The 18,681-nt window shown below is 54.6% G+C and carries 15 protein-coding genes; all 15 read left to right on the plus strand.

Annotated features, from left to right (window positions below; translation table 11 throughout):
- Positions 1 to 10 precede the first annotated feature (10 nt).
- The 15 genes from dxr to pnp all read left to right on the plus strand — a co-directional run bounded on the left by dxr (position 11) and on the right by pnp (position 18,619).
- Positions 11 to 1,159, plus strand: a complete 1,149-nt coding sequence (dxr, locus tag JCR24_RS06855) for a 1-deoxy-D-xylulose-5-phosphate reductoisomerase (protein WP_020278203.1) — start codon at positions 11 to 13, stop codon at positions 1,157 to 1,159.
- Positions 1,160 to 1,161: 2 nt separating this feature from the next.
- Positions 1,162 to 2,427: an RIP metalloprotease RseP gene (rseP, locus tag JCR24_RS06860; RefSeq protein WP_020278204.1), complete on the plus strand. Its 1,266-nt coding sequence runs from the start codon at positions 1,162 to 1,164 to the stop codon at positions 2,425 to 2,427.
- Positions 2,428 to 2,450: 23 nt separating this feature from the next.
- Complete coding sequence (locus tag JCR24_RS06865; protein ID WP_238980367.1) at positions 2,451 to 4,154, plus strand: proline--tRNA ligase; 1,704 nt, start codon at positions 2,451 to 2,453, stop codon at positions 4,152 to 4,154.
- A gap of 102 nt (positions 4,155 to 4,256) precedes the next feature.
- Positions 4,257 to 8,561: a PolC-type DNA polymerase III gene (locus JCR24_RS06870; RefSeq protein ID WP_060787845.1), complete on the plus strand. Its 4,305-nt coding sequence runs from the start codon at positions 4,257 to 4,259 to the stop codon at positions 8,559 to 8,561.
- Between the two features lie 244 nt (positions 8,562 to 8,805).
- On the plus strand, positions 8,806 to 9,279 hold the full coding sequence (gene rimP / locus JCR24_RS06875; protein ID WP_011230759.1) for a ribosome maturation factor RimP: 474 nt from the start codon (positions 8,806 to 8,808) through the stop codon (positions 9,277 to 9,279).
- A gap of 24 nt (positions 9,280 to 9,303) precedes the next feature.
- On the plus strand, positions 9,304 to 10,455 hold the full coding sequence (gene nusA, locus JCR24_RS06880) for a transcription termination factor NusA (RefSeq protein ID WP_011230760.1): 1,152 nt from the start codon (positions 9,304 to 9,306) through the stop codon (positions 10,453 to 10,455).
- A gap of 13 nt (positions 10,456 to 10,468) precedes the next feature.
- Positions 10,469 to 10,759, plus strand: a complete 291-nt coding sequence (rnpM, locus tag JCR24_RS06885; protein WP_011230761.1) for an RNase P modulator RnpM — start codon at positions 10,469 to 10,471, stop codon at positions 10,757 to 10,759.
- Entirely contained in the window at positions 10,749 to 11,057 is a 309-nt protein-coding gene (locus tag JCR24_RS06890) for a YlxQ family RNA-binding protein (protein WP_011230762.1), read from the plus strand. Before rnpM ends, JCR24_RS06890 begins: the two co-directional genes overlap by 11 nt.
- Before the next feature lie 13 nt (positions 11,058 to 11,070).
- Positions 11,071 to 13,290, plus strand: coding sequence for a translation initiation factor IF-2 (infB, locus tag JCR24_RS06895; protein ID WP_238980368.1), 2,220 nt, complete (start codon positions 11,071 to 11,073; stop codon positions 13,288 to 13,290).
- A complete protein-coding gene (locus tag JCR24_RS06900) occupies positions 13,287 to 13,565 on the plus strand; it encodes a DUF503 domain-containing protein (protein WP_011230764.1) in 279 nt (92 codons plus the stop codon). Before infB ends, JCR24_RS06900 begins: the two co-directional genes overlap by 4 nt.
- Positions 13,566 to 13,580: 15 nt before the next feature.
- The gene (gene rbfA / locus JCR24_RS06905) at positions 13,581 to 13,964 is read left to right on the plus strand and encodes a 30S ribosome-binding factor RbfA (RefSeq protein ID WP_014195477.1); all 384 of its coding nucleotides are present in this window, start codon (positions 13,581 to 13,583) and stop codon (positions 13,962 to 13,964) included.
- Positions 13,965 to 14,018: 54 nt separating this feature from the next.
- On the plus strand, positions 14,019 to 14,927 hold the full coding sequence (truB, locus tag JCR24_RS06910) for a tRNA pseudouridine(55) synthase TruB (RefSeq protein WP_013523418.1): 909 nt from the start codon (positions 14,019 to 14,021) through the stop codon (positions 14,925 to 14,927).
- A gap of 43 nt (positions 14,928 to 14,970) precedes the next feature.
- Positions 14,971 to 15,951 carry a bifunctional riboflavin kinase/FAD synthetase gene (ribF, locus tag JCR24_RS06915; RefSeq protein ID WP_238980402.1) on the plus strand — a complete coding sequence of 327 codons (981 nt, stop codon included), beginning with the start codon at positions 14,971 to 14,973 and terminating at the stop codon, positions 15,949 to 15,951.
- 87 nt (positions 15,952 to 16,038) lie between these two features.
- Positions 16,039 to 16,308 carry a 30S ribosomal protein S15 gene (gene rpsO / locus JCR24_RS06920; RefSeq protein WP_011230768.1) on the plus strand — a complete coding sequence of 90 codons (270 nt, stop codon included), beginning with the start codon at positions 16,039 to 16,041 and terminating at the stop codon, positions 16,306 to 16,308.
- 139 nt (positions 16,309 to 16,447) lie between these two features.
- On the plus strand, positions 16,448 to 18,619 hold the full coding sequence (gene pnp, locus JCR24_RS06925; RefSeq protein WP_238980369.1) for a polyribonucleotide nucleotidyltransferase: 2,172 nt from the start codon (positions 16,448 to 16,450) through the stop codon (positions 18,617 to 18,619).
- Positions 18,620 to 18,681: the final 62 nt, after the last annotated feature.

An 18,681-nucleotide genomic window follows, 5' to 3' on the forward strand; every position in this document is an offset into this window, starting at 1 on the left:
AGTGAAACGATTGAAATATATTAGTATATTAGGGGCGAGCGGATCGATCGGCACACAGACGCTCGATGTCATCCGCGCCCATCCGGACGAATTCCGCTTGGCCGCCGCATCGGTCGGGAAAAATATCGAGGCGGCGAGGCGGCTGATCGCTGAATTTTCCCCAAGTCTTGTCGCCGTCGCTGACCGTGATGCGTATGAAGTTCTTTATCGCGAGTACCGCGGGCGGACGACGATCGTGTACGGAGAGGAAGGATTGATTGAAGCAGCCGTTTGCCCACAAGCCGATGTTGTCGTCACCGCTGTCGTCGGCAGCGTCGGCCTTGTGCCGACGCTGAAGGCGATTGAAGCGGGAAAAGCGATCGCCCTCGCCAACAAAGAGACGCTCGTTGTCGCCGGACATCTCGTCATGGCTGCAGCCAAGCGGCGCGGCGTGCCGCTGTTGCCAGTTGACAGTGAACATTCCGCCATTTTTCAATGTCTGCAAGGGGAAAGGATGGAGCAAGTCGACAAACTCATTCTGACCGCATCCGGCGGCAGCTTCCGCGACAAGACGCGCCGAGAGCTCGCTCATGTGACGGTTGAGGAGGCGCTTCGCCATCCGAACTGGTCGATGGGGGCAAAAATTACGATTGATTCGGCGACCATGATGAATAAAGGATTTGAGGTCATTGAGGCTCATTGGCTGTTCGGGCTGCCGTATGAGCGGATTGAGGTTGTTTTGCATCGAGAAAGCATCATCCATTCGCTCGTTCAGTTCCGTGACACAAGTGTATTGGCGCAGCTTGGAACGCCGGATATGCGCGTTCCGATCCAATACGCGCTTGCGTATCCAAAGCGGTTGCCGCTCCCATCCGCCAAGCCGCTTGATTTAATCTCGCTTGGGGCGCTCCATTTCGCCCCGGTTGATTTCGACCGCTATCGCTGTTTGCGTCTCGCCTATGAGGCTGGCAAGCGCGGCGGCTCGCTGCCGACGGTGTTGAATGCGGCCAATGAGGAGGCGGTGGCGGCGTTTTTAGCCGGGCGCATTCCGTTTTTGGCCATCGAGGAGTGGATTGAACGCGCGCTCGAGCGCCATCGGCCAGTGAGCGATCCGCAGCTTGAGGACATTCGTGAAATCGATGCGGACGCGCGCGCCTACGTCCGCTCACTACTAACATAAAGGTGGTTGAAACGTTGGAATCGATCATTTCATTTATCGTCGTCTTTGGTGCCCTCGTCTTTTTTCACGAGCTCGGCCACTTGCTGCTAGCAAAACGGGCCGGCATTTTGTGCCGCGAATTTGCCATCGGCTTCGGGCCGAAAGTGTTTTCGTTCAAGAAAAACGAAACGGTGTACACGATCCGCCTGCTCCCGCTTGGCGGCTTCGTCCGCATGGCCGGTGAAGACCCGGAGACGATTGAATTGAAGCGTGGGCAAGTCGTCGGTCTTTTGCTTGATGAGAGCGGCCAAGTGGAAAAAATCGTCCTCAACCATAAGGACGATTATCCGAATATCCGCGTAGTGGAAGTGGAAGAGGCCGATTTAGAGCGTGGCATGTATGTGACCGGCTATACGGACGGCGAGCGGTTCGAGCGGTTTACGGTCAAGGAGCCGGCGTTTTTCGTCGTCGACCGCCAAGAGATTCAAATTGCTCCGTACCATCGCCAATTTGCGGCAAAAACGCTCGGGCAGCGAACGATGACGATTTTGGCCGGACCGCTCGCCAACTTTCTTTTGTCGCTCGTTGTCTTTATCATCATCGGTCTTTTGCAAGGCTATCCGGTCGACAAGCCGGTGATCGGCGAGCTGACGCCGGAAGGAGCGGCGCGCGCCGCCGGCTTGAAGCAAGGGGATGAAGTGATCGCCATTAACGGCGAACGGATGGAAACATGGACGGAAATCGTCAACACGATTCGCGCCCATCCGGGAGAACCGCTTCAGTTTCAAATTGAGCGGAATGGGAAAGAACGGAGTGTGACGGTCACTCCGGAGGCGAAAACGGTGCAAGGGGAGACGATCGGCTTGATCGGCGTCTATCAGCCGATGGAAAAATCGGTGTTGGGCTCGATCAAGCAAGGGCTGGTTGAGACGTATTACTGGACGCGGGAAATTGTAACGGGGCTCGGCCAATTGATCACCGGCCAGTTTCAGCTTGACATGCTGTCCGGACCGGTCGGCATCGCCGTATCGACCGGCAAAGTGGCTGAGTCTGGGATCTACTACTTGATGAAATGGGGCGCGATTTTAAGCATCAACCTGGGGATTGTCAACTTGTTGCCATTGCCGGCGCTAGACGGCGGGCGGCTCCTCTTTTTCGCCATTGAAGCGGTGCGCGGCAAGCCGGTCGACCGGCAAAAAGAAGGAATGGTTCATTTTATCGGCTTTGCCTTGCTTATGTTGCTTATGCTTGTGGTGACATGGAATGACATTCAAAAATTTTTCCTATAGAGAGAAAACGAGGTGGCTAATGGATGAGACAAAGTCAAGCATTTATTCCGACGTTGCGTGAAGTGCCGGCGGATGCGGAAGTGAAAAGCCATCAGCTCCTGCTCCGGGCCGGCTTCATTCGTCAAAGCGCAAGCGGCGTCTATACGTTTTTGCCGCTTGGGCAGCGTGTTTTGCAAAAAGTGGAAGCCATCATTCGCGAGGAAATGAACCGGATTGGAGCGATGGAGCTCTTCATGCCGGCCTTGCAGCCAGCTGAGCTTTGGCAGCAGTCCGGCCGCTGGTACTCGTACGGGCCGGAGCTGATGCGCTTAAAAGACCGGCACGAGCGCGATTTCGCCCTCGGGCCGACGCATGAGGAAATGATCACGGCGATCGTCCGCGACGAGGTGAAAACGTACAAGCGGCTGCCGCTTGTCTTGTATCAAATCCAAACGAAATTCCGCGATGAAAAGCGTCCGCGTTTTGGGCTGTTGCGCGGCCGCGAGTTCATGATGAAAGACGCCTACTCGTTCCATACGTCGAAAGAAAGCTTGGATGAAACGTACAACAACATGTATGAGGCGTATGCGAACATTTTCCGCCGCTGCGGATTGAACTTCCGCGCCGTCATCGCCGACTCGGGGGCGATTGGCGGCAAAGATACGCATGAGTTTATGGTGCTCTCGGACATCGGCGAAGATACGATCGCCTACTCCGATGCGTCTGAATATGCCGCCAACATCGAGATGGCGCCGGTCGTGGCGACGTACGAAAAAAGCGATGAGCCGCCAGCCGAATTGAAAAAAGTGGCGACGCCGGGGCAAAAAACGATCGCTGAAGTCGCTTCGCACTTACAAATATCGCCGGAGCGCTGCATCAAATCGCTTTTGTTCAATGTGGACGGCCGCTATGTGCTCGTTCTCGTCCGCGGCGATCATGAAGCGAACGAGGTGAAGGTGAAAAACGTGCTCGACGCGACGGTCGTCGAATTGGCGACGCCGGAAGAAACGGAGCGGGTGATGAACGCTCCAATTGGTTCGCTCGGCCCGATCGGCGTCAGCGAAGACGTCACTGTGATCGCGGACCATGCTGTCGCCGCCATCGTCAACGGCGTTTGCGGCGCGAACGAGGAAGGATACCATTACATCGGAGTCAACCCGGGCCGCGATTTTGCCGTCAGTCAATACGCCGATTTGCGCTTCGTAAAAGAAGGCGACCCGTCTCCAGATGGCAAAGGGACGATCCGCTTTGCCCGCGGCATTGAAGTCGGGCATGTGTTTAAGCTGGGGACAAAATACAGCGAAGCGATGAACGCCGTCTATTTGGATGAAAACGGCCAAACGCAGACGATGATCATGGGTTGCTACGGCATCGGCGTATCAAGATTGGTGGCCGCAATCGCCGAACAGTTTGCTGACGAACACGGGCTTGTGTGGCCGGCTTCGGTCGCACCGTTTCACATCCATTTGCTTACAGCGAACGCAAAAAGCGATGAACAGCGCGCGTTGGCGGAAGAGTGGTATGAAAAGCTCGGACAGGCTGGGTTTGAAGTGTTGTATGACGACCGCCCCGAACGGGCCGGAGTGAAGTTTGCCGACAGCGATTTGATCGGCATTCCGCTCCGCGTCACCGTCGGCAAGCGAGCGGGCGAAGGCGTTGTGGAAGTAAAAGTGCGGAAAACAGGCGAGACGTTCGATGTGCCGGTCAGCGAGCTTGTCGACACTGCGCGCCGTCTCCTTCAATCATGAGTGCCGGCGCTGGCGAAAAAGAATTCTGTCTTTTTCGCCGGCGCTTTTGTTATGGTATGATATAGAAAGAGAATGATGTTGAGAGGGGAACAAACGGACGTCATGGTGACAAAAGAGCAAAAAGAGCGGTTTCTCATCCTGCTTGAGCAGTTGAAGATGACGTCGGACGAATGGATGCCGCATTTTCGTGAGGCAGCCATTCGCAAAGTCGTGATCGATAAAGAGGAGAAAAGCTGGCATTTTTATTTTCAGTTCGACAACGTGCTGCCGGTTCATGTATACAAAACGTTTGCCGATCGACTGCAGACGGCGTTCCGCCATATCGCCGCCGTCCGCCATACGATGGAGGTCGAAGCGCCGCGCGTAACTGAGGCGGATGTGCAGGCGTATTGGCCGCTTTGCCTTGCCGAGCTGCAAGAAGGCATGTCGCCGCTTGTCGATTGGCTCAGCCGGCAGACGCCCGAGCTGAAAGGAAACAAGCTGCTTGTCGTTGCCCGCCATGAAGCGGAAGCGCTGGCGATCAAACGGCGGTTCGCCAAAAAAATCGCTGATGTGTACGCTTCGTTTGGGTTCCCCCCCCTTCAGCTTGACGTCAGCGTCGAGCCGTCCAAGCAAGAAATGGAACAGTTTTTGGCGCAAAAACAGCAAGAGGACGAAGAGCGAGCGCTTGCTGTACTGACCGATTTAGCGAGGGAAGAAGAAAAGGCCGCGTCTGCGCCGCCGTCCGGTCCGCTTGTCATCGGCTATCCGATCCGCGACGAGGAGCCGGTGCGGCGGCTTGAAACGATCGTCGAAGAAGAGCGGCGCGTCGTTGTGCAAGGCTATGTATTTGACGCCGAAGTGAGCGAATTAAAAAGCGGCCGCACGCTGTTGACCATGAAAATCACAGATTACACGAACTCGATTTTAGTCAAAATGTTCTCGCGCGACAAAGAGGACGCCGAGCTCATGAGCGGCGTCAAAAAAGGCATGTGGGTGAAAGTGCGCGGCAGCGTGCAAAACGATACGTTCGTCCGTGATTTGGTCATCATCGCCAACGATTTGAACGAAATCGCCGCAAACGAACGGCAAGATACGGCGCCGGAAGGGGAAAAGAGGGTCGAGCTCCATTTGCATACCCCGATGAGCCAAATGGACGCGGTCACCTCGGTGACAAAACTCATTGAGCAAGCGAAAAAATGGGGGCATCCGGCGATCGCCGTCACCGACCATGCCGTTGTTCAGTCGTTTCCGGAGGCCTACAGCGCGGCGAAAAAACACGGCATGAAGGTCATTTACGGCCTTGAGGCGAACATCGTCGACGATGGCGTGCCGATCGCCTACAATGAAACGCACCGCCGTCTTTCGGAGGAAACGTACGTCGTCTTTGACGTCGAGACGACGGGCCTGTCGGCTGTGTACAATACGATCATTGAGCTGGCGGCGGTGAAAGTGAAAGACGGCGAGATCATCGACCGGTTCATGTCGTTTGCCAACCCTGGACATCCGTTGTCAGTGACAACGATGGAGCTGACTGGGATCACCGATGAGATGGTGAAAGACGCCCCGAAGCCGGACGAGGTGCTAGCCCGTTTTGTTGACTGGGCCGGCGATGCGACGCTTGTTGCCCACAACGCCAGCTTTGACATCGGTTTTTTAAACGCGGGCCTCGCTCGCATGGGGCGCGGCAAAATCGCGAATCCAGTCATCGATACGCTCGAGCTGGCCCGTTTTTTATACCCGGATTTGAAAAACCATCGGCTCAATACATTGTGCAAAAAATTTGACATTGAATTGACGCAGCATCACCGCGCCATCTACGACGCGGAGGCGACCGGGCATTTGCTTATGCGGCTGTTGAAGGAAGCGGAAGAGCGCGGCATACTGTTTCATGACGAATTAAACAGCCGCACGCACAGCGAAGCGTCCTATCGGCTTGCGCGCCCGTTCCATGTGACGCTGTTGGCGCAAAACGAGACTGGATTGAAAAATTTGTTCAAGCTTGTGTCATTGTCGCACATTCAATATTTTCACCGTGTGCCGCGCATCCCGCGCTCCGTGCTCGTCAAGCACCGCGACGGCCTGCTTGTCGGCTCGGGCTGCGACAAAGGAGAGCTGTTTGACAACTTGATCCAAAAGGCGCCGGAAGAAGTCGAAGACATCGCCCGTTTTTACGATTTTCTTGAAGTGCATCCGCCGGACGTGTACAAGCCGCTCATCGAGATGGATTATGTGAAAGACGAAGAGATGATCAAAAACATCATCCGCAGCATCGTCGCCCTTGGTGAGAAGCTTGACATCCCGGTTGTCGCCACTGGCAACGTCCATTACTTGAACCCAGAAGATAAAATTTACCGGAAAATCTTAATCCATTCGCAAGGCGGGGCGAATCCGCTCAACCGCCATGAACTGCCGGATGTATATTTCCGTACGACGAATGAAATGCTTGACTGCTTCTCGTTTTTAGGGCCGGAAAAAGCGAAGGAAATCGTCGTTGACAACACGCAAAAAATCGCTTCGTTAATCGGCGATGTCAAGCCGATCAAAGATGAGCTGTATACGCCGCGCATCGAAGGGGCGGACGAGGAAATCAGGGAAATGAGCTACCGGCGGGCGAAGGAAATTTACGGCGACCCGTTGCCGAAACTTGTTGAAGAGCGGCTTGAGAAGGAGCTAAAAAGCATCATCGGCCATGGCTTTGCCGTCATTTATTTGATCTCGCACAAGCTTGTGAAAAAATCGCTCGATGACGGCTACCTTGTCGGGTCGCGCGGATCGGTCGGCTCGTCGTTTGTCGCGACGATGACGGAAATCACCGAGGTCAATCCGCTGCCGCCGCATTACGTTTGCCCAAACTGCAAGCATTCGGAGTTCTTTAACGACGGTTCAGTCGGCTCAGGGTTTGATTTGCCGGATAAAAACTGCCCGCGATGTGGAACGAAATACAAGAAAGACGGGCACGACATCCCGTTTGAGACGTTTCTCGGCTTTAAAGGCGACAAAGTGCCGGATATCGACTTGAACTTTTCCGGCGAATACCAGCCGCGCGCCCACAACTATACGAAAGTGCTGTTTGGCGAAGACAACGTCTACCGCGCCGGGACGATTGGCACGGTCGCTGACAAAACGGCGTACGGATTTGTCAAAGCGTATGCGAGCGACCATAACTTAGAGCTGCGCGGCGCGGAAATCGACCGGCTCGCGGCTGGCTGCACCGGGGTGAAGCGGACGACCGGACAGCATCCGGGCGGCATCATCGTCGTCCCTGATTATATGGAAATTTACGATTTTACGCCGATTCAATATCCGGCCGATGACACGTCCTCTGAATGGCGGACGACCCATTTCGACTTCCATTCGATCCACGACAATTTGTTGAAGCTCGATATTCTCGGGCACGACGATCCAACGGTCATTCGCATGCTGCAAGATTTAAGCGGCATCGATCCGAAAACGATCCCGACCGACGACCCGGATGTGATGGGCATTTTCAGCAGCACCGAGCCGCTTGGCGTTACGCCGGAGCAAATCATGTGCAATGTCGGCACGATCGGCATTCCGGAGTTTGGCACGCGCTTCGTTCGACAAATGTTGGAAGAGACAAGGCCAAAAACGTTTTCCGAACTCGTGCAAATTTCCGGCTTGTCGCACGGCACCGATGTGTGGCTCGGCAACGCGCAAGAGCTCATTCAAAACGGCACGTGTACGTTATCGGAAGTCATCGGTTGCCGCGACGACATTATGGTCTATTTGATTTACCGCGGGCTCGAGCCGTCGCTCGCTTTTAAAATCATGGAATCCGTGCGCAAAGGAAAAGGCTTAACGCCGGAGTTTGAAGCAGAAATGCGCAAACATGACGTGCCGGAGTGGTACATCGATTCATGCAAAAAAATCAAGTACATGTTCCCGAAAGCGCACGCCGCCGCCTACGTGTTAATGGCGGTGCGCATCGCCTACTTTAAGGTGCACCATCCGCTTTTGTATTACGCGTCGTACTTTACGGTGCGGGCGGAGGACTTTGACCTTGACGCCATGATCAAAGGATCAGCCGCCATTCGCAAGCGGATTGAGGAAATCAACGCCAAAGGCATTCAGGCGACGGCGAAAGAAAAAAGCTTGCTCACGGTTCTTGAGGTGGCCTTAGAGATGTGCGAGCGCGGCTTTTCCTTTAAAAATATCGATTTGTACCGCTCGCAGGCGACGGAATTCGTCATTGACGGCAATTCTCTCATTCCGCCGTTCAACGCCATTCCGGGGCTTGGGACGAACGTGGCGCAGGCGATCGTGCGCGCTCGCGAGGAAGGTGAGTTTTTGTCGAAGGAGGATTTGCAACAGCGCGGCAAATTGTCGAAAACGCTGCTCGAGTATCTAGAAAGCCGCGGCTGCCTTGACTCGCTTCCAGACCATAACCAGCTGTCGCTGTTTTAGTGGAAACGCCGCCGCTGAAGGAAGCGGACAGCGCTCTTTCGCCCGAGCGGCAGTTTCCCGTTGCAATATATTTCCCAATGTGTTATAGTTTTAGTGGAATTGGCAAAGATAATGGCAAGCAGAGAGTGGGGAAACCCACTCTTTCGTCTTGAATGGGCACCCGTCTCTCGTTCATTCCCCGCCTTGTGCAGGGGATTTTCTCATTATGCCACGCATGCACGTTTGCTCGGTAAGGAGGAACACAATGAGCAAAAAGGTGACAGAAACGGTCGAACAACTCGTCACACCGATTTTGGACGAAATGGGGCTTGAACTCGTCGATATTGAATATGTGAAGGAAGGGAAAAATTGGTTTTTGCGCGTCTTCATTGACTCTGACGATGGCGTCGATATTGAACAATGCGGTGCTGTCAGCGAAAAATTGAGCGAAAAGCTGGATGAAGTCGATCCGATTCCGCATAACTATTTTTTGGAAGTATCATCGCCCGGAGCGGAGCGGCCGCTGAAAAAGGCAAAAGATTTTGCCAAGGCCATTGGGAAAAATGTATATATCAAAACGTATGAGCCCATTGAAGGAGAAAAGCAGTTTGAAGGCGAACTAACCGCTTTTGACGGAACGACCGTGACGCTGTTGGTCAAAGACCGCGGACGGCAAAAAACGGTCGCCATTCCGTATGAAAAAGTGGCAAGCGCCCGATTAGCCGTCATTTTCTTCTAATCGCAAAAGGGGGATTTTTGTTGCATGAACACGCAATTGCTTGAGGCGTTAGCCGATCTGATGCGGGAAAAAGGCATCAGCAAAGAAGTCGTGATGGAAGCGATCGAAGCGGCGATCGTTTCAGCGTATAAACGCAATTTCGGCCAGGCGCAAAACGTGCGCGTCGATCTCAATATGGACACCGGCACGATCCGCGTGTTCGCGCGCAAAGATGTCGTCGAAGAGGTGGCCGATCCGCGCCTTGAAATTTCACTTGAGGACGCGCAGCGGATCAATCCGAATTATCAAATCGGCGACGTCGTCGAGCTCGAAGTGACGCCGCGCGATTTCGGGCGCATCGCCGCACAGACGGCGAAGCAAGTCGTCACCCAGCGCGTGCGCGAGGCAGAGCGGAGCATCATCTACGCCGAATTTGTCGACCGTGAAGAGGACATTATGACCGGCATCGTTCAGCGCGTCGACCCGCGCTTTGTCTACGTCAGCCTCGGCAAGGCGGAGGCGCTCCTGCCGGCAAACGAACAAATGCCGAATGAAACCTATAAGCCGCACGACCGGTTGAAAGTATACATTACGAAAGTGGAAAAAACGACAAAAGGGCCGCAAATTTTCGTCTCCCGCACCCACCCGGGACTGTTGAAACGGCTGTTTGAGCTCGAAGTGCCGGAAATTTACGACGGAACGGTCGAGATTAAATCGATCGCCCGCGAAGCCGGTGACCGTTCGAAAATTTCCGTCCACTCCGACAACCCGGAAGTCGATCCGGTCGGCGCATGCGTCGGACCGAGAGGGCAACGCGTGCAGGCCATTGTTGATGAGCTGAACGGAGAAAAAATCGATATCGTCCGCTGGTCGGCCGATCCGGTGGAGTTTGTCGCCAACGCGTTAAGCCCGGCGAAAGTGTTGCGCGTCATTGTCAACGAGGAGCAAAAGGCGACGACGGTCATCGTTCCGGACTATCAGCTGTCGCTCGCCATCGGCAAACGCGGGCAAAACGCGCGGCTGGCGGCGAAATTGACCGGCTGGAAAATTGATATTAAAAGCGAATCGGAAGCGCGGGAGATGGGCATTGATCCGCATGCGCCATCCACTTCGCTTGATTTCAGCGATGCGGCGGCCGATAATGAAAATAGCGAAGAAAACGGCCCATCGTTTGATCAATCGGCGGAAATCGAGTGAGGGGGAATGAAAAATGGCAGCGCAAAAGAAAATTCCGTTGCGCAAATGCGTCGTCACTGGAGAGATGAAGCCGAAACGGGAGATGGTGCGCATCGTCCGCTCGAAAGAGGGGGAAGTGTCGATCGACCCAACCGGCAAAAAGGCGGGGCGCGGCGCGTATATTACCCTTGATCCGGAGTGCATTTTGCAGGCGAAAAAGAAAAACATTTTGGCCCGCCATTTAAAAGCAGACATCGATGATGCGATTTATGACGAATTGCTCGCCTTGGCGGAAAAGGAGAAACAGGCCGGACATGAAGCATAACCGTTGGGCATCGCTGCTTGGATTGGCGCAGCGGGCGGGCAAAGTCGTCTCCGGCGAGGAGCTTGTCGTCAAAGAAGTGCAGCGGGGCCGGGCGCGGCTCGTCTTGCTTTCGCAAGACGCATCCGTCAACACCGAAAAAAAAGTGACGGACAAATGCACGTTTTATGGCGTCCCGCTTTGCAAAGTGCCGGACCGGTATGTGCTTGGCGGCGCGATCGGCAAGGACGCCCGCGTCGTTGTCGCTGTCATCGACGAAGGGTTTGCGCGCCAATTGCAAACGATGCTCGACCGATCTTAATGGGGGTGAATGTATGTCGAAAATGCGTGTGTATGAATACGCGAAAAAACAGAACGTTCCAAGCAAGGACGTCATTCATAAATTGAAAGAAATGAACATTGAAGTGAACAACCATATGGCGATGCTGGAGGCTGATGTCGTCGAAAAACTCGACCATCAATATCGCCCGAACACCGGGAAAAAAGAAGAGAAAAAAGCGGAAAAGAAAACGGAGAAGCCGAAACGGCCGACGCCGGCGAAAGCGGCCGATTTTGCTGATGAGGAAATTTTTGACGACAGCAAAGAAGCGGCGAAAATGAAACCGGCGAAGAAAAAGGGAGCGCCAAAAGGGAAGGAAACGAAAAAAACCGAGGCGCAACAGCAAGAAAAGAAACTGCTCCAAGCGGCGAAAAAGAAAGGAAAAGGGCCGGCGAAAGGGAAAAAGCAGGCAGCACCAGCCGCAAAACAAGCGCCGCAGCCGGCGAAAAAAGAAAAAGAGCTGCCGAAAAAAATTACGTTTGAAGGCTCGTTTACCGTGGCCGAACTGGCGAAAAAGCTTGGCCGCGAACCGTCGGAAATTATTAAGAAGCTGTTTATGCTCGGCGTGATGGCGACAATCAACCAAGATTTAGACAAAGACGCCATCGAGCTCATCTGCTCAGATTACGGCGTTGAAGTCGAAGAAAAAGTGACGATCGATGAGACGAACTTTGAAGCGATCGAAATTGTCGATGCGCCGGAAGATTTGGTTGAACGGCCGCCGGTCGTGACGATCATGGGGCACGTCGACCACGGGAAAACGACGTTGCTTGATGCGATCCGCCACTCCAAAGTGACGGAGCAAGAAGCCGGCGGTATTACGCAACACATCGGTGCGTATCAAGTGACGGTCAATGACAAAAAAATTACGTTCCTCGATACGCCGGGGCATGAAGCGTTTACAACGATGCGGGCGCGCGGCGCGCAAGTGACCGATATCGTCATTCTTGTCGTTGCCGCGGATGACGGGGTGATGCCGCAGACGGTGGAAGCGATCAACCACGCCAAGGCGGCAAACGTGCCGATTATTGTCGCCATCAACAAAATCGATAAGCCGGAAGCGAACCCGGACCGCGTCATGCAAGAATTGATGGAATACAACCTCGTTCCGGAAGAATGGGGCGGCGATACGATTTTCTGCAAGTTGTCGGCGAAAACGAAAGAGGGCCTTGATCATCTTTTGGAAATGATTTTGCTTGTCAGTGAGATGGAAGAATTAAAAGCCAACCCGAACCGGCGTGCGGTCGGTACGGTGATCGAAGCGAAGCTTGATAAAGGGCGTGGCCCGGTGGCAACGCTTTTGATTCAAGCGGGAACGTTGCGTGTCGGCGATCCGATCGTCGTCGGCACAACATACGGGCGCGTGCGCGCGATGGTGAACGACAGCGGCCGGCGCGTCAAAGAGGCGACTCCGTCGATGCCAGTCGAAATTACTGGGCTGCATGAAGTGCCGCAAGCCGGCGACCGCTTCATGGTGTTTGAGGATGAGAAAAAGGCGCGGCAAATCGCGGAGGCGCGGGCGCAGCGGCAGCTGCAGGAGCAGCGAAGCGTCAAAACGCGCGTCAGCTTGGATGATTTGTTTGAACAAATTAAGCAAGGCGAAATGAAAGAGCTGAATTTGATCGTCAAAGCCGATGTTCAAGGATCGGTTGAGGCGCTTGTCGCCGCCTTGCAAAAAATCGATGTGGAAGGCGTGCGGGTGAAAATCATCCACGCGGCTGTCGGCGCCATCACCGAATCGGATATTTCGCTGGCGACGGCATCGAACGCCATCGTCATTGGATTTAACGTCCGTCCGGATGCAAACGCAAAGCGCGCCGCTGAATCGGAAAAAGTCGACATCCGCCTCCATCGCATCATTTACAATGTCATCGAGGAAATTGAAGCGGCGATGAAAGGGATGCTCGATCCGGAGTACGAAGAGAAAGTGATCGGTCAGGCGGAAGTGCGGCAAACGTTCAAAGTATCGAAAGTCGGCACGATCGCCGGTTGCTATGTCACGGACGGCAAAATCACCCGCGACAGCAAGGTGCGCCTCATTCGCCAAGGCATCGTCGTCTACGAAGGGGAAATCGATTCGCTCAAGCGGTATAAAGACGATGTGCGCGAAGTGGCGCAAGGGTATGAATGCGGGCTGACGATCAAAAACTTCAATGATATCAAAGAAGGAGATGTCATCGAAGCATACATCATGCAGGAAGTGGCCCGGGCATGATCGGCTTCGCCGCGTGCGAATGCATCATCTACAACGCCCGCTCGCTCAAGGATAAACGGGCCGTCCTGCAGCGGGTCATGACAAGAATCCGGCAAAAATATAACGTCTCTGTGGCCGAAATCGATCATCAAGACGCATGGCAACGAGCGACCATCGGCCTTGTTGCCATTACGTCCAGCCGCCGGGCGACCGAACGGGAGCTCGAGCGGGCGCTTGCTTTGATCGACTCGTTCCCTGAGCTGGAGCGGGCGGCCACATCATTCGAGTGGTTGTAACCGAGGTGATGGGTGATGAATATACGGGCAACTCGCGTTGGCGAGCAAATGAAAAAAGAGTTGAGCGACATCATCAGCCGCAGGCTGAAAGACCCGCGCATCGGCTTTGTCACGGTGACCGATGTGCGGGTCACCGGTGATTTGCAACAGGCGAAAGTGTACATCAGCGTCCTTGGCGATGACAAGCAGCAGGAAGAGACGTTGAAGGCGCTCGAGAAAGCGAAAGGGTTTATCCGTTCGGAAATCGGGCAGCGCATCCGCCTTCGCAAGACGCCGGAAATTTTCTTTGAAATCGATGAAACGATTGAATACGGCAGCCGCATCGAACAGCTGATTCGGCAAATTTCAAGCGATGACCACCCGGCGAAAGAGGCGGATGGGGAGCCGAACAATGGATAGACGAACCGTCTATCCATTTCCATTCATGATCATGGAAACGGAAAGGGTGCGTCGATGGACGGGGTATTGCTGCTGAATAAACCGAAAGGGATGACGTCTCACGACTGCGTGGCCAAAGTGCGCCGTCTGCTTGGCGTAAAAAAAGCGGGACACACCGGCACGCTTGACCCAAACGTGTCCGGTGTGCTGCCCATTTGCCTTGGCAAGGCGACGCGCATCGCCGAGTTTTTGACCGGGACGACGAAAACGTATGAAGGAAAAGTGACGCTTGGCGCCGCGACGACAACCGAAGATGCGGACGGCGACATCATCGCCGCCCGTCCGGTTGACCGGCCGATTGCGCGCGCGGAAATCGAAGCGGTGTTTGACAGCTTGACCGGAGAAATTGAGCAAACGCCGCCGATGTACTCCGCGGTGAAAGTGGGCGGCAAAAAACTGTATGAATACGCGCGCGCCGGCATCGAAGTCGAACGTCCGACGCGGCGCGTGACCATTTATGAGCTCGAACTGCTTGATGAACGTGAACAATTCTTTGGGGAAACGGTGTCATTTCGCTTTCGCGTCACGTGCAGCAAAGGCACGTACGTGCGTACGCTGGCGGTGATGATCGGCGAGCGGCTCGGCTATCCGGCGCATATGTCCGACCTCATCCGTACGGCGTCCGGGCCGTTTCGGCTTGAAGATTGCGTAACGTTTGAAGACGTTGAGCGCCGGGCGGCCGACGGGACGGCTGATGCCTTGCTCATCCCGATCGAGCGGGCGCTTTTTCATTTGCCGAAATATGAAATCAATGATAAAGTAGCAGAGAAGGTAAAAAACGGGGCGCTGCTCCGGCTTCCCGCTTTTTTAGAGAAGCTTGACGGGCCGGTCGTGCTTGTTTCGCCCGAGCGGGAAGCGCTGGCCCTGTACGTGAAGCATCCGGCGCGCCCCGGCTTGATGAAACCGCTCAAAGTGTTTCGTTAACGCCGCGGGTGCAGCGCGGAAATAAAGAAGGTAGGTCATGGACATGGAAACGCTGTTTCTTTCGCATCCCCACCGTCTCGAACGCCAGGCGCTCCCTCCGACGGTGATGGCGCTGGGCTATTTCGACGGCATCCACCTCGGCCATCAAAAAGTGATCCGCACCGCGGTCGAGATCGCCAACGAGCGTGGGTACGAAAGCGCGGTGATGACGTTTCATCCTCATCCGTCCGTTGTGCTTGGCAAACAGTCCGAGCTGCGCTCGATCACGCCGCTTGGCAAAAAGGAGCAGCTGATTGCATCACTTGGCGTCAACCGGCTGTACATCGTTGAATTTACGCCGACGTTTGCTGCGCTGTCGCCAGAAGCGTTCGTTGACCAATATTTGGACGGGTTGCACGTGAAACATGTCGTCGCCGGCTTCGATTTCACTTATGGGCGGTTCGGAAAAGGAACGATGGAGACGATGCCGATTCATGCGCGCGGCCGCTTTGGACAGACGGTCATTCCGAAGCTCGCGGTCGACGGGGAAAAAGTGAGCTCGTCCCGGGTGCGGAAACTGCTCGAAGACGGGGCGGTCGAACAGCTTCCCCGCCTGCTCGGCCGCTTTTATGAGCTTGAAGGAACGGTCGTTGCCGGGGAACGGCGCGGGCGGATGATCGGCTTTCCAACGGCGAACATCGCTTTAAACAGCGATTATGCCTTGCCGGCAGTCGGCGTCTATGCAGTCAAGGCGGTGATCGGCGGGCAAGTATATGAAGGGGTGGCGAACGTCGGCTACAAACCGACGTTCCATAAAACGCGCGAAGGATTGCCGAATATTGAGGTGCACTTATTCGAGTTTTCCGGCGATCTTTATGGACAAACGATGACCATTGAGTGGCACCGCCGTCTGCGGAGCGAGCAGAAGTTTACCAGTGTCGATGAACTGACGGCGCAAATCGCCCGCGACAAGAAAGAGGCGGAGCAGTATTTCCGCTGTTTCAGCGAAAAGACTTGCATTTTGCCGGAAAAAGAGGTATTCTAATCAATGTATGCGAACCATTGCTTGGCTAGGCGAGTCACCGACGCCCGCTCGGCAATCGGGGATCTAGGACTAGGGAGGTGAACAAGGATGGCATTGACGCAGGAGCGCAAACGCGAAATCATCGAGCAGTTTAAAATCCATGAGAACGACACTGGTTCTCCGGAAGTGCAAGTTGCGATCCTGACGGAGCAAATCAACAACTTGAACGAGCATTTGCGCATTCATAAAAAAGACCATCATTCACGGCGCGGCTTGCTGAAAATGGTCGGGAAGCGCCGCAACTTATTGGCCTACTTGCGCAAGAAAGATGTGGCGCGCTACCGTGAATTGATTGAGAAACTTGGATTACGTCGATAAAAAAGCGGGAGCATTCCCGCTTTTTTGCTAGTTTATAGGCGTGATTGACACGGCGATGATAACAATGGTGCCAATTCGTCTATACTAATCATCAGCTGATCTAAATTTCATCTGTACATAGAGAGGAGTACTCGTCTGTATGGAACAAGAGAAACGCGTGTTTTCCATCGATGTGGCCGGGCGGCCGCTCATCATTGAGACCGGCGAGCTGGCGAAACAGGCGAATGGCGCGGCGCTCGTCCGCTACGGCGATACGGTCGTGTTGAGCACAGCCACCGCGTCGCGAGAGGCGAAAAACGTTGACTTTTTCCCGCTTACCGTCAACTACGAGGAACGGTTGTATGCGGTTGGAAAAATTCCTGGCGGGTTTATTAAGCGCGAAGGTCGCCCGAGCGAGAAAGCCATTTTGGTGAGCCGTCTCATCGACCGACCGATTCGCCCGCTGTTTGCCGAAGGATTCCGCAACGAAGTGCAAGTCGTCTCGATGGTCATGAGCGTTGATCAAGACTGCGCGCCGGAAGTAGCGGCCTTAATCGGTTCGTCGGTGGCGCTGACGATTTCCGACATTCCGTTTGAAGGGCCGATCGCCGGTGTCATCGTCGGCCGCGTTGACGGCCAGTTTGTCATCAATCCGACGGTCGAGCAAATGGAAAAAAGCGATCTGCATCTTGTCGTCGCCGGCACAAAAGATGCGATCAACATGGTGGAAGCCGGGGCGGATGAGGTGCCGGAAGAAGTGATTTTGGAAGCGATCATGTTCGGCCATGAGGAAGTGAAGCGGCTCATCGCCTTCCAAGAGGAAATCGCCGCCCAAGTCGGCAAAGGAAAAATGGAAGTCGTCCTTTACGAGCCGGATCCAGCGCTGGAGGCGGAAATCCGCCAGCTTGCCGAAGCGGACATTAAGCGAGCGGTGCAAGTGCCGGAGAAACTGGCGCGCGATGCTGCCATTGAAGATGTGAAAGCTGGCGTCATCGCCAAATATGAGGCGGAAGAAGCGGATGAGGAGAAGCTCAAGCAAGTACAGGAAATTTTGCATAAACTCGTAAAAGAGGAAGTGCGCCGTTTGATCACGGTCGAGAAAATCCGTCCGGACGGGCGCAAAGTCGATGAAATCCGTCCGCTTTCATCGGCGGTCGGCGTCCTGCCGCGCACGCACGGCTCCGGTTTGTTTACGCGCGGGCAGACGCAAGTGTTGAGCGTTTGTACGCTTGGGGCGCTTGGTGATGTGCAAATTTTGGACGGGCTTGACCTTGAAGAATCGAAGCGGTTTATGCACCATTACAACTTCCCGCCGTTTTCCGTCGGGGAAACCGGGCCGATGCGCGGGCCGGGGCGTCGTGAAATCGGACACGGGGCGCTTGGCGAACGGGCGCTCGAGCCGGTCGTGCCGTCGGAGCGCGAATTCCCGTATACGATCCGCCTCGTTTCCGAAGTGCTGGAGTCGAACGGCTCGACATCGCAGGCCAGCATTTGCGCCAGCACGCTGGCGATGATGGATGCTGGGGTGCCGATTAAAGCACCGGTCGCCGGCATTGCCATGGGGCTTGTGAAAAACGACGACCATTACACGATTTTGACAGACATTCAAGGCATCGAAGACCATCTTGGCGATATGGACTTTAAAGTCGCCGGCACGAGAAAAGGCGTGACGGCATTGCAAATGGACATTAAAATCAAAGGATTGACGCGCGAGATTTTGGAAGAGGCGCTCATGCAAGCGCGCAAAGGGCGGCTCGAGATTTTGGATCATATGATGCAAACGCTCAGCGAACCGCGCAAAGAGCTGTCCAAATATGCACCGAAAATTTTGATCATGCACATCAACCCGGACAAAATCCGGGAGGTGATCGGACCAAGCGGCAAGCAGATCAACAAAATCATCGACGAAACCGGCGTCAAAATCGACATCGAACAAGACGGCACGATTTTCATCTCGTCTGTGGATGAAGCGGCCAACCAAAAAGCGAAGCAAATCATCGAAGACATCGTCCGCGAAGTCGAAGTCGGCCAAGTGTACTTAGGCAAAGTGAAACGGATTGAAAAATTCGGCGCCTTCGTTGAGTTGTTCAACGGCAAAGACGGGCTTGTCCATATTTCCGAGCTCGCTGAAGGGCGGGTCGGCAAAGTCGAAGACGTCGTTTCGATTGGCGATGAAATTTTAGTGAAAGTAACGGAAATCGATAAGCAAGGGCGCGTCAACCTGTCGCGCAAAGCGGTGTTGCGCGATGCCCGCAACATTGGAGGGGAACTGCCGCGGGAATCTAGGGAAAAACGAGGAAGACGGCCGGAGCGCCATCGCATGAAGCCTTAGGAATTTGTTTCTTAAGGCTCTTTTGTTATGTTCTATCCTGTCCCCCTAAGACATATGTTGTA

It is taken from the genome of Geobacillus sp. YHL (assembly GCF_022341265.1).
In the GTDB taxonomy this organism is placed as follows: domain Bacteria; phylum Bacillota; class Bacilli; order Bacillales; family Anoxybacillaceae; genus Geobacillus; species Geobacillus thermoleovorans.

Coding starts and splice junctions, on each gene's coding strand:
- JCR24_RS06865 (WP_238980367.1), top strand. CDS start 2,451: ATGAGACAAAGTCAAGCATTTATTCCGACGTTGCGTGAAGTGCCGGCG.
- JCR24_RS06870 (WP_060787845.1), top strand. CDS start 4,257: ATGGTGACAAAAGAGCAAAAAGAGCGGTTTCTCATCCTGCTTGAGCAG.
- rimP (WP_011230759.1), top strand. CDS start 8,806: ATGAGCAAAAAGGTGACAGAAACGGTCGAACAACTCGTCACACCGATT.
- nusA (WP_011230760.1), top strand. CDS start 9,304: ATGAACACGCAATTGCTTGAGGCGTTAGCCGATCTGATGCGGGAAAAA.
- rnpM (WP_011230761.1), top strand. CDS start 10,469: ATGGCAGCGCAAAAGAAAATTCCGTTGCGCAAATGCGTCGTCACTGGA.
- JCR24_RS06890 (WP_011230762.1), top strand. CDS start 10,749: ATGAAGCATAACCGTTGGGCATCGCTGCTTGGATTGGCGCAGCGGGCG.
- infB (WP_238980368.1), top strand. CDS start 11,071: ATGTCGAAAATGCGTGTGTATGAATACGCGAAAAAACAGAACGTTCCA.
- JCR24_RS06900 (WP_011230764.1), top strand. CDS start 13,287: ATGATCGGCTTCGCCGCGTGCGAATGCATCATCTACAACGCCCGCTCG.
- rbfA (WP_014195477.1), top strand. CDS start 13,581: ATGAATATACGGGCAACTCGCGTTGGCGAGCAAATGAAAAAAGAGTTG.
- truB (WP_013523418.1), top strand. CDS start 14,019: ATGGACGGGGTATTGCTGCTGAATAAACCGAAAGGGATGACGTCTCAC.
- ribF (WP_238980402.1), top strand. CDS start 14,971: ATGGAAACGCTGTTTCTTTCGCATCCCCACCGTCTCGAACGCCAGGCG.
- rpsO (WP_011230768.1), top strand. CDS start 16,039: ATGGCATTGACGCAGGAGCGCAAACGCGAAATCATCGAGCAGTTTAAA.
- pnp (WP_238980369.1), top strand. CDS start 16,448: ATGGAACAAGAGAAACGCGTGTTTTCCATCGATGTGGCCGGGCGGCCG.